The sequence below is a fragment of the Marinobacter sp. tcs-11 genome, assembly GCF_002049515.1.
Classification (GTDB): domain Bacteria; phylum Pseudomonadota; class Gammaproteobacteria; order Pseudomonadales; family Oleiphilaceae; genus Marinobacter; species Marinobacter nauticus.
This window is the reverse complement of record NZ_LLYU01000025.1, coordinates 1-11,307: the sequence shown is the minus strand read 5'-3', so window position 1 is coordinate 11,307 and position 11,307 is coordinate 1. Positions and strand designations below refer to the sequence as shown.

Sequence of the window (11,307 nt, the reverse complement as noted above, 5' to 3'; positions counted from 1 at the left end):
GTGGATACCGATGAAGGATTGCTAGCCAGCTATCTAAAACGGAAGTTGTCTGCCCATGAAGCGGTCGAGACCATTTCAGGCTGCAGAAACCTGATTCTCGGAATGAGCGCCGCGCAACCGCCGGCATTGATGGCAGCCACTGCAGATGCCCTCAGAGATCGATTGATTGGTCCGTTAAACGTCTATTATCTGCATGGTACGGAACATCTTCAGCAAACTCTTTTAGCTCCAGATCTCATTGATCTCGTAACACCTCGTCCACTCTTTCTAAGCCATTCAGACAGGGCTGCCATTGCACAATCCAACTCTACAAATTGGATTGAATTCGTACCCGCAATGCTCCACCAGGCCGGCCGCCTGCTGACAGAGCACATAGATCCGGAATGTTTTTTTGTGACCGTATCGCCGATGGATCGCCATGGATATTTCAGCCTCGGCACCAACGCTGATTACGGAGCGTCGGTGATCCGAAAAGCAAGGAAAGTCATTGTCGAGGTCAACCGGTATATGCCTCGAACCTTTGGTGAATGTTCCGTCCATATTTCAGAAATAGACCACATCATTGAGCACGATCAACCGCTGGTAGAGGCAATCCCCAAGGCGCCCACAGAGGTCGATAGAAAGATTGCGCAGCAGATCATCGAACGGATTAACGATGGGGACACCTTACAGATCGGAGTGGGCGGAGTACCAAATGCCGTGCTCTCGGGGTTGAAGCAGCACAAAGATCTGGGGCTACACAGCGAACTGTTCTCCCCGGCAATGGTTCCCCTGATTCAGGCCGGGATCTTGAATGGTCGACGCAAGACATGGATGCAACACAAGCACATTTTCACCTTCGCTCTCGGAGACCGTGCGCTCTACGAGTTCCTTGACGATAACCCTGCTATCGTTGGATACCCTGCGTCCTGGGTAAACAATCCAGACATCATTCGGCTTAACGACAACATGGTGTCTGTAAATTCAGCACTCGAAATAGATCTGACTGGCCAGATCAATTCTGAACAAATTGGCGATCGCCCCTTTTCAGGCACCGGTGGCCAACTCGATTTTGTTCGTGGTGCTTACGCTGCAAGAAACGGCCGCTCTTTCATTGCATTAAGGTCAACCGCTCAATCGGGCTCTGTCAGCCGTATCGTCCCGCGTCTACTCAGCGGTGCCGTCACAGACCCCCGGAATGATGTGCAATTCGTAGTGACGGAATATGGCTGTGTTAACCTCAAAGGCCTTTCTATTCCTCAAAGAGCCAAGGCTCTCATACAACTTGCATGCCCCGAATTTCGCGAGCAACTTGAGCGAGAGGCAACATCACTTGGATGGATATAGGCACTATAGATCGGACCACTGAAATCAGAGCGCTGGATAATACCAAGCTAGTTGTTTAGAACGGCCTCAATCGCCCGGTAATCATCATATGTCACGAGGTTTATTCCCACCGCTCGCTGAGTATTCAGGTATTCCGAGAGCATTGGCGAAGGCGTTGTCAGTAGATTAATGACCCGGCTCCGAACGTCCTCGCAAATTCCACTGCGGAATACAAAAGGGTCATAGTGTAACGGTACCGAACGCCAGAGAACCGTTAGGGTGTCCTCCGCAATCATGCCGCGCCTGAGCGCTTCATCTGCTCTTGAGCTGGAGACAAAGGCAGCCTCCGCCTTGTTGTCCAGCAACGCCATCAATGCCTTGTCATGGCTACCCGCGTATATGTTGGCTCCAAAGAAATCGGAGAATGGCTCGCCGATCGTGGTTGCAAACTCGTTTTTGGGAATGATAGCCCCTGATGTACTGGAAGGATCTGTCAGCAGTATCCTGGTATTTCTCAGGTCCTCAATGCTGTTTATCCCCGCTGCCGTTGGAACTACCAGTAACGAATAATAGAAACTCCCCTCGGGTGTAAAGAGCCCGGCCTCGGTGGTTAGAGAAGCGAAGGCATCCAGACCCGGGTCTGTTCGATGGGCGATAACATAGGATGCCGGCCCCATAACGGCCAGGTCGACACCGCCCGAGAGTACACCGTCCATCACGCTCTCGTAAGAGGTGGCTCTAACCAGTTCTACCGGCATCCCAAGCCCCTGCTCTAGCAGCGTAATCAACGGCTGATATTCAGAGGCCTGCTGGTCGATATCTTTTTTTGGGATCATCGTGAAGGTCAATCTGTTCATGTTGCAGTTTTTGACCTCTCGGACGGCTCCCCAACTATAAAACGATGCAAAGGCGAGCGATGCGAACGCGAGAATTAACGTCAGCAACCTCATGCTCTGGCTTCCTCTTCTGCGAAGGTTCTCAGGAACTCAGGAATCTTCTCCGCTGGCATGGGGCGCCCCAGGTGATAGCCCTGTGCAATGTCACAGCCGGCGACTTTCAGGTGAACCAGCTGCTCACGGGTTTCCACGCCCTCGGCCACCACTTTGAGCGCCATGCGCTTGGCCAGAATAATGGTAGAGGACACGATCGGACTGTCATCATGGCTGTTTGAGATGCGGTTAATCAGGCTTCGGTCAATCTTGAGCTTGTCTACCGGTACCGCCTCCAGGTGGGCGAACCCCGCGTAACCGGTGCCGAAATCGTCAAGACTGAGGCGGATACCTGCCGCCTTGAGGCAATGCAGGCTCTCAACTGCCCGGCCTTCCAGCATAGCAGTTTCCGTGATTTCCAGTTCCAGCAAGTCGGTGGTCAAACCGTAGTCCGCCAACGTCGCCAGAACGTCTTTGCAGAAACCCGGCTGAGCAAGCTGTATCGGAGAAACATTGACTGCGACTGGCTTCGAAATCCCATGTTTCTGTTGCCAGTCGGATATCTGGGCACAGGCCAGTCGAACCACTTCCATGCCCAGGGACACGACAAAGCCGGTTTTCTCGGCCACCGGAATAAATCGGTCTGGATACAGCAGGCCGAAGCCCGGATGTTGCCATCGAACCAGAGCCTCGTACCCAATAATTTCCATAGCCTCCAGGCAAACCTGGGGTTGGTAATGCAGAACAAACTCCCGGTTTTTGAGGGCCTCTACAAAGGCTTGTTCCAGGTGAAATTCTTCCACATCACTCACATTCAGTGACTGGTCGAAAAACCGGTACTGGCCACGGCCAGCTTTCTTGGCCGAATACATCGCGGCATCAGCACATTTGGTCAGTTCATCAATACTCTGGCCGTCCCGAGGGCTGATGGCGATACCAATGCTAGGACTGGTATTCAGCTCTGTTCCTTCCAACATGTAGGGGGCGGACAAATGCGCGGTTAAAGCTGCGGCCCACTGCTCGATGTCGGCCTCACTGCGATCACCCACCAACAGCACCACAAATTCATCACCGCCGAAACGAGCGGCAATATCACCTTTACCCAGCATGCGTTGAATGCGACCGGCTACGGCCTGCAGTAGCAGGTCACCGATGTGGTGGCCAAGAGAATCATTAATGGATTTAAAGCGATCCAGATCGATAAACAGCATGGTTGACAGCTTCCGCTGTCGACGCTGTTCCAGTACCAGCGAATCTGCCACATCGAGAAACTGGCGACGGTTGAACAGACCACTGAGATGATCAATCGAAGCGGCACGGCTACTGCGGGCATGTTCGGTTTCAAGGCGCTCAATCAGTTGCTGGTTGTTCCGCTCCGACAACCGCAATGCCTCCAACACTCTTTGCTGTCCGGTCAGGCTCCGGATCAGCCAGAACACGATACCGAAAACCAGTAAGGTCATTACGCTGTTGGCAATCAGTTGCTTATTCTGGCCAGGCGTAAGCGGTGCAAAGATCTCGTAGTAAGGCTGGGCCACACTGACTGTAAAACCATTCGCTGGACGGGTCACGAAAACATATTGGTATTGCTCGCCCGCCAACTCCATCGTGGCTTCGCCGGTCACAACACGGCCTTCAGCCGCAATCTGCACTTTTGGCACCTGAGGCCCTCCAACCACAATGCCGCTTTCATTGGCCCGCATCCACTCATCCCCCCTGGAATCCAGAATCTGAATAAAGCCCGAGCCCAGCTCAACATTCTGTAGAAGCCCAGCCAGGTAGGCGATGTCCAGCTCAATCAAGATCAATCTTGAGGAGCGAGACAAATCTGCCAGTCTGAGTGGAACCAGGAATGGCAATCGCCAGGCAGGCTCTGCGGGTACGTATGCCGGATCCGCAACTCGTTCGGGAAGCACTGGCACAAATCCAGTTCCTGCAAAGTGGTCCTCAGTTCCAGACAACCAACTACCGAGCTTTGAGCGTGCCGAACCCAAATGACTGGTGTAAATCAGATCTCCAGACAAATTGTAAACACTGAGCCGGTTGAAAACGGGGTCTTCTGCCAGAAGCGTCAAGAGCCTGGTTTCTGCTTCTTGATGTGCGACGACATCGTCACTCACCAGGCTACCCATGGCTTTGGCTCGATCAGTCATCTGCTTGAGGCTCTCCGACACAATCAACGCCAGATTGCGGTTCTCGAAGAGTCTTGCATTGAGGGTTTCCGCCCTCGTTGCAGATGCCTGCCAAAGGAATAACACCCATAGGAACAAAACGATAACAACCCCGAGTGCCAGCATGGTTAGCTGAACGCTATTCAAGGGAGTATCAGACTTCGCTGTCATCAAGCTAGAACCTGGAGAAAAGGGATAGGTAAAAGTCAGCCTCTCCAGTGGCCGGATAAATCCTGTGAATCGGGTGAGGCATTTCGCCAGCAAAACCCAGATCCTTCGAAGCCTAGACGTCAATTATGGCAGTTACATGACAGGCCGAAATTGTTAACGGGCTCACACTTTTGAAACAGGAACTTCATTTCTCAATGTTAAGTGTACGGCTCCCATCCATAACGGAGCAGCAGTAATGTCCGGTCAATCATCCCTTCTGGTAGAAAAGCTCTGGCGCCTTAAACGCCGCATCGACAAAGGCCAATGCCCCGGTGTCGACTTTATTCATCTGAACGTCCTGCTTAGAGAGCCTGCTTATCGGGCCGATGTTCTCAGGCGGGTAGAAACAAACGGCTCGCCCGAACTCCAGGCGCTTGCCCGGGAAATTATGGCAAACGATCCCGGTGAGCCGCTGATGGCGAAGTCTCCAACGGAAACACTGGCGAAAACGTCAGCTGACAAGGCGCAACGACGTAGCTGGCTTACTCGCAATAGTATCGTCGTCATCCCGATATCGGCGGCCTTTGTGGCAGCGATTGCCGGTTTTACCGCTTTTGAGAATCGAGCTGTCCGTGTTACTGACGATATTGTCTCTGATACCGTCTGGCAAAGTGGCCGTCGCTACATTCTGGATGACGTTATCTATGTGGATAGCGCCAGGCTCACCATAGAACCGGGCGCAACCATCGAAGGCGAACGCGGTTCTGCTCTCATCGTCACCAAGGACGGCCGACTCTTCGCCCGGGGAACCCGGGAACAGCCCGTTGTGTTTACCAGCCACCAACCCGTGGGCCAGAGAACCCGAGGCGACTGGGGCGGCCTGGTTCTGCTCGGCAAAGCGCCGGTTAATCAGCCCGCCGCAGCCATAGAAGGTGTAACGGAGGCGGATCTCCGTGGCCAGTTTGGCGGTACCGACCACAGCCACAGTTGTGGCGTACTGCAATTTACCCGCGTCGAATTCGCCGGCTTTGAGGTCTACAAAGACAACGAACTGAATGGTCTTACGCTGGGTGGTTGCGGCTCAGACACCATTGTCGAAAACGTGCAGGTACATCGCGCGCTGGACGATGGCATTGAGATGTTCGGTGGTACCGTAGACCTGAAAAACATTCTGGTAACCGGCGCCGCTGATGACAGCATCGATTGGGATTGGGGTTGGACCGGTAACGTCCAGTTCGCGGTCATCCAGCAATATGGTGATGTGGGTGACAATGGTTTCGAGGGCGACAGCAATGGTTCTGACCACAACGCCTTACCTCGATCAGAGCCCACCTTCTACAACGTAACGATGTACGGCGCCGGCCGTTCCGCTAAACAGCACCGTGCCATGCTTCTGAGAGAAGGTTCTGGTGGCCATTTCCACAACATGATCATCGACAGCTTTGCCATAGAGGCCCTCGATACACGGGATGAGGTCAGGCCACTCGTGGCAATGGAAAAACTCACCTTTAGCCACAACCTTATCGCCAACAATGGCCGTCTCGGCAATCTGACAACAGAACCTGAGGCTGACGACGATGATTTTGGCTTTCAGGAGGAGGTGTGGATTCAGGACCCGGCCAACCGCAATCATCAGCTGGCGGAAAGTGGCTTGCAGCCAACCGTGACAAGCACGACTTCACCGAATTTCCGATCCAGAGGCCTTATTCGAAATATGGAAGCAACACGACCACCCAAGTCGGAGTTTTTCGACGAATCTGCTGACTACCTGGGCGCTATTAATCCTCGCTCCAGTGACACCTGGCTGGATGGCTGGACCGCGTTTCCGGAGTCATAAAGCATAGTCGTCCGTGCGTCTATGGTTAGCCAAGGATGGCCTTGTCAGAAATGTGGATGAGTTGGTAGCAGGGCGAGCTTGGGCTGAGGAGTACAAGAATTCCAGGTTATGCCTCTGCAATGGTTGTCACAAAAATATCATCAAACAAGCTTACGGTTGACTCAGAGACATTACTAAGGATCTGAGGAGACAAACAATGAAAAAGCTTCTGACCCTGGCCTGTGCCACCATGCTCACACCGGTGCTGGCTCACGGCGCTTTCCAGCTTGACAGCCGTTACCAGGACAACGATGGTGATCTGATTGCTGACATCCCTTCCGACGAGTCAAAGCTGGTGGATCCCTCAACCCTGGTCTTTGCCTATACCCCGGTGGAAGATCCGGCCGTTTATAAGGAAGTCTGGTCCGAGTTTCTCGACCACCTGGCGGACACCACTGGCAAGAATGTCCAGTTTTTCCCGGTACAGTCCAACGCAGCCCAGATCGAAGCCATGCGTGCTGGCCGCCTGCATATCGCGGGTTTCAATACCGGTTCCAACCCGCTGGCCGTCGCCTGTGCCGGCTTCCGCCCGTTTACCATGATGGCAGCGGCTGATGGCTCCTTTGGCTATGAAATGGAAATCATCAGCTACCCCGGGTCCGGTGTGAATGATGTGGAAGACATCCGTGGCGGCGAGCTTGCGTTCACCTCGCAGACATCCAATTCCGGCTTCAAGGCTCCCTCTGCCATTCTCAAGGCGGACTACAATATGATCGCCGGTGAGGATTTCGAGCCGGTGTTCTCCGGCAAGCACGACAACTCCATCCTCGGCGTTGCCAACAAGGACTACAAAGCCGCGGCGGTTGCAAACTCGGTGCTCAACCGCATGCTCAGCCGGGATGTGGTTAGCGAAGACCAGATTGTCAGTCTCTACAAGTCCCAGACTTTCCCCACCACGGGTTACGGCATCGCCCACAACCTGACACCCGAACTGCAGGAAAAAATCCAGGACGCGTTCTTCTCCTTTAACTGGGAAGGCACTGCGCTGGAAGAAGAATTCTCGAAATCCGGTGAAGCCCAGTTTGTACCAATCACCTTCAAGAATCACTGGGAAGTGATTCGCAAGATCGACGCAGCCAACGGTGTTGCTTACAACTGTCGTTAACAGGCCGAGCGGTACCAAGTGCTGAAACTGGACAAGGTTTCGAAAACCTACAAGACCGGCGACAAGGCCCTCCACAATGCCTGCTTTGAAGTTCCGGCAGGCCAGGTGGTGGGCCTGATCGGACCTTCAGGGGCGGGCAAATCCACCCTGATCCGCTGCATCAATCGACTGGTGGAGCCCACTCAGGGCTCAATCACCCTGGGCGACACCGAGCTGACCGGATTGAATCGTCGGGAGCTGCGTCGCGCCCGGCGGCGGATTGGCATGATCTTCCAGGAATACGCCCTGGTGGAACGCCTGACCGTGATGGAAAACGTGCTGTCGGGTCGGCTGGGCTATGTGCCAGCTTGGCGCTCCTACCTGCGAAAATTCAGCGCGGATGATATCGCCCAGGCATTCTCCCTGCTGGACCGGGTCGGCCTTGCCGATCATTACAACAAGCGGGCGGATGCGCTCTCCGGTGGCCAGCGGCAGCGCGTGGGCATTGCCAGGGCTCTGGAGCAGAACCCGGAACTGCTACTGGTGGATGAACCCACAGCTTCCCTTGATCCGAAGACTTCCCGGCAGATCATGCGGCTGATTCGCACCGCCTGTCAGGAGCGCAACCTGCCCGCGATCATCAACATTCACGACGTGATGCTCGCACAACAGTTCTCGGACCGGATCATCGGCCTGAAGGCTGGCGAAATCGTGTTCGACGGCGCACCGGATGCTCTCACCGACGAGGTGTTGACCACCATCTACGGGGATGAAGACTGGACCCAGCTGCGTGGTGACAACGCCGAACAGTCAACGGATCCGGAAACCCCGGCGGTCGATCTGGCGGAGGGGGTGTAATGGCTGAAGAGCCAATGGCCCAATCCTATCCGACCCGCTGGAAACGACCACCGGTATTGCTGACCCATCCCCTGTGGCGGAAGATCATCCTGCTTGGTGGCCTGGTGTATCTGGTGCTTGCCATTCAGACCGTTGAGGTCGACTGGCAGCGGGTCTATCTGGGGCTGGAGCGCGGCTGGCGATTCGTGCAGGGCTTTCTGGTTCCGGACTTCACCACTCGGTGGAATGATATCTACGCCGGCCTGATGGAAAGCCTGACCATGACCGTGACGTCCACGGTGGCTGGCATCCTGATTTCCGTTCCCATCGGTATTGGCGCGGCCCGCAACCTGGCGCCGGCTCCGGTATACCTGGCCTGCCGCGGGATTATTACCGTCTCGCGGTCCTTTCAGGAAGTGATCATTGCCATACTGCTGGTCGCCATGTTCGGTTTTGGTCCTTTTGCCGGGTTTCTGACCCTTGCCTTTGCCACCATCGGCTTCCTTTCCAAGCTGCTGGCAGAGGAAATCGAAGATTGCGACCGTAGCCAGATTGAGGCTATCCGGGCCACTGGTGCCAGCTGGTGGCAAGTGGTCAACTATGCGGTTCAACCCCAGGTCATGCCTCGTCTTGTTGGGCTATCCCTCTATCGGCTGGACATCAACTTCCGGGAATCGGCGGTGATTGGCATCGTCGGCGCCGGCGGTATCGGGGCGACCCTCAATACCGCCATCGACCGTTACGAGTACGATTCCGCCGGCGCCATCCTGATCATCATCATCGCCATTGTTCTGGTGGTGGAATACTCGTCCTCATACATCCGCAGGTGGGTACAGTGAACACTCAGGTTCCCGGGGCACCATCATCCTGGCAGTTCCGGACTCCACAGCAGACCCTGCTGCGCTGGGTCGGTTGGTTCTGGCTTGTTGCCCTTACCGTTTTCTGCTGGCAGGTCATGAATGAGAATACTATCTGGGCCTTTGTCAGTGATGCGCCGGAGCAGGCCGCCGACATCGGCGACCGAATGTTCCCACCGGCCTGGGGCTACATCAATAATCTCTGGGAGCCACTCTGGGACACCATCAACATTGCTACCCTTGGCACCTTGCTGGGCATTCTGATCGCGGTGCCCGTGGCGTTTCTGGCAGCTACCAACACCACCCCCAGTACCCGGTTCGTGAGACCACTGGCGCTTTTGATTATCGTCGCCTCCCGCTCCATCAATTCCCTGATCTGGGCGCTCCTGCTGGTGGCGATTATTGGTCCCGGTCTGCTGGCGGGCATCGTCGCGATCGGCCTGCGGTCCATCGGGTTTATCGCCAAATTGCTGTATGAGGCCATTGAAGAGATCGACGATAAACAGGTGGAAGCGGTGCGCGCCACCGGAGCCTCGGGGGCCCAGGTGATCGATTACGCGGTGGTGCCACAGATTCTGCCGGCGTTCTGGGGCATCAGTGTGTTCCGATGGGACATCAACATCCGGGAATCGACCATTCTCGGGCTCGTGGGCGCTGGCGGGCTCGGGATTCAGCTCAACGCCTCGCTGAGCACCCTGGCCTGGAATCAAGTGGCCATGATCTTCATTGTGATTCTCGGGACCGTCGTGATCTCGGAATGGGTTTCCGCAAAGGTTCGTGAGGCGGTACTCTAAGCCGATGATCGATACCCACCCGATTTCCTTTGCTGGCCTAACGCCTTCCCCTGCCTGGGCGTTCGCCGAATATCAGCGTATCCGCAAGACTCTGCCTGCCGGCCTGCCGCCGGAACAGGCTCCCTGCACCCGGGAACTGGAATCACTCGAACCTCTTCTCGACCATTTCCAGGTGTTTGTATTCGACGCCTTTGGCGTGCTGAACGCAGGTCCCCGGGCCTTTCCTTCAGCCATAAGCCGGATCAGACAGCTCCAGCAACGGGGCAAGACCGTCAGGATCCTCTCCAACGCAGCCACGGCCAGCCACAGCGCGCTTGTCGCCAAGTACCGGGGTATGGGTTTCGATATCGGGCATGATCAACTGATTTCCAGCCGTTCGGTGCTTGAGCAGTCGTTATCTCGCCAACTCCGCAAAGGCAAGTTCGGTGTCCTTTCACCCGCATCCTCCGCTCCGGATACCCTGGGGGTGGACTGGCTGCCGGTCCGGCCGGGCATCCGGGCAGACGATCTGGACCGGCTGGACGGTTTTATCTTCCTGAGCAGTGAAGGCTGGAATGAAGAGATTCAGGAAGCGCTGGCCAAGAGCCTGGCGCGCCACCCGCGCCCGCTGCTCGTGGCCAACCCCGACCTGGTGGCTCCCCGGGGCGACTGCCTGACCCTGGAGCCCGGTTATTTCGCCCATAGGTTGATGAGCCAGTCCGCCATAGAGCCGGAGTTCTTCGGCAAGCCCTATAGACCTGCCTTCGATGCGGTTCTTGAGAATCTTGGAGCGAAAGACCCAGGCGAGGTCCTGATGGTAGGCGACACGCTGCATACGGACATCCTGGGCGGGCAGGCCGCGGGCATGAAAACCATGCTGATAACGGCTGAAGGCGCCTTGCAGGGCATGAACATTCCGGACTGCATTGCGCAGTCTGGAATTGTGCCTGACTTCATCGCTCCGATGATTTGAGGTCGTTCAATCAGGAGGGAAACCGGTTCCGGGTGCGGCGCATCAGCATGAGCGGAACTGTCACCAGCACGCCAACCGCCGAAGCCTGATCGACCTGGACACGGTCAGGCGCTGTCGTCCTAGCAACCAGCGATGAACCATAAAAAAGCCCTACACGGAGGTAGGGCTTCTTTACGTATAGCTAGCAACAAAGTATCCGGACTCTTACCGGATACGGCGCGCTATATGGCAGTTTATGCCGCTTTCTTGAGCTTTTTCTTCAGGCTCTTCAGCTTGCCTTCCTGCTTGGCGATCTTTGCCTTACGGGCTTTGATTTCTTTTTTCAGGCTGGTTACTTTCTTCGTAGTTTTCT

General features: G+C 55.5%; 9 protein-coding genes. 7 read left to right on the top strand and 2 right to left on the bottom strand.

The genetic code is table 11. The annotated features are described in order from the left end of the window. Positions 1 to 1,326 (top strand): acetyl-CoA hydrolase/transferase family protein, encoded by a 1,326-nt coding sequence (locus ARC85_RS17660; RefSeq protein WP_286715639.1) that lies wholly within the window; start codon positions 1 to 3, stop codon positions 1,324 to 1,326. Positions 1,327 to 1,373: 47 nt separating this feature from the next. Here the strand turns inward: ARC85_RS17660 and ARC85_RS17655 are convergent, their stop codons facing one another. After that, positions 1,374 to 2,255, bottom strand: a complete 882-nt coding sequence (locus ARC85_RS17655; RefSeq protein ID WP_286715637.1) for a phosphate/phosphite/phosphonate ABC transporter substrate-binding protein — start codon at positions 2,253 to 2,255, stop codon at positions 1,374 to 1,376. Further along, positions 2,252 to 4,576 carry a putative bifunctional diguanylate cyclase/phosphodiesterase gene (locus ARC85_RS17650; RefSeq protein WP_286715635.1) on the bottom strand — a complete coding sequence of 775 codons (2,325 nt, stop codon included), beginning with the start codon at positions 4,574 to 4,576 and terminating at the stop codon, positions 2,252 to 2,254. The genes ARC85_RS17655 and ARC85_RS17650 overlap by 4 nt, the downstream gene beginning before the upstream one ends. A gap of 235 nt (positions 4,577 to 4,811) precedes the next feature. Between ARC85_RS17650 and ARC85_RS17645 the strand changes: the two genes are divergently transcribed. The 6 genes from ARC85_RS17645 (at position 4,812) to ARC85_RS17620 (ending at position 10,955) form a co-directional block, all read left to right on the top strand. Continuing rightward, positions 4,812 to 6,392: a beta-helix domain-containing protein gene (locus ARC85_RS17645; RefSeq protein ID WP_278351213.1), complete on the top strand. Its 1,581-nt coding sequence runs from the start codon at positions 4,812 to 4,814 to the stop codon at positions 6,390 to 6,392. 196 nt (positions 6,393 to 6,588) lie between these two features. Continuing rightward, positions 6,589 to 7,536 (top strand): phosphate/phosphite/phosphonate ABC transporter substrate-binding protein, encoded by a 948-nt coding sequence (phnD, locus tag ARC85_RS17640; protein ID WP_011786671.1) that lies wholly within the window; start codon positions 6,589 to 6,591, stop codon positions 7,534 to 7,536. An 18-nt stretch (positions 7,537 to 7,554) separates the two neighbouring features. Next, positions 7,555 to 8,373, top strand: coding sequence for a phosphonate ABC transporter ATP-binding protein (phnC, locus tag ARC85_RS17635; RefSeq protein ID WP_011786672.1), 819 nt, complete (start codon positions 7,555 to 7,557; stop codon positions 8,371 to 8,373). After that, entirely contained in the window at positions 8,373 to 9,191 is an 819-nt protein-coding gene (phnE, locus tag ARC85_RS17630) for a phosphonate ABC transporter, permease protein PhnE (RefSeq protein ID WP_011786673.1), read from the top strand. The genes phnC and phnE (ARC85_RS17630) overlap by 1 nt, the downstream gene beginning before the upstream one ends. Further along, positions 9,188 to 10,003, top strand: coding sequence for a phosphonate ABC transporter, permease protein PhnE (gene phnE / locus ARC85_RS17625; RefSeq protein WP_011786674.1), 816 nt, complete (start codon positions 9,188 to 9,190; stop codon positions 10,001 to 10,003). Before phnE (ARC85_RS17630) ends, phnE (ARC85_RS17625) begins: the two co-directional genes overlap by 4 nt. A 4-nt stretch (positions 10,004 to 10,007) precedes the next feature. Beyond that, a complete protein-coding gene (locus ARC85_RS17620) occupies positions 10,008 to 10,955 on the top strand; it encodes an HAD-IIA family hydrolase (RefSeq protein WP_011786675.1) in 948 nt (315 codons plus the stop codon). Positions 10,956 to 11,307 lie beyond the last annotated feature (352 nt).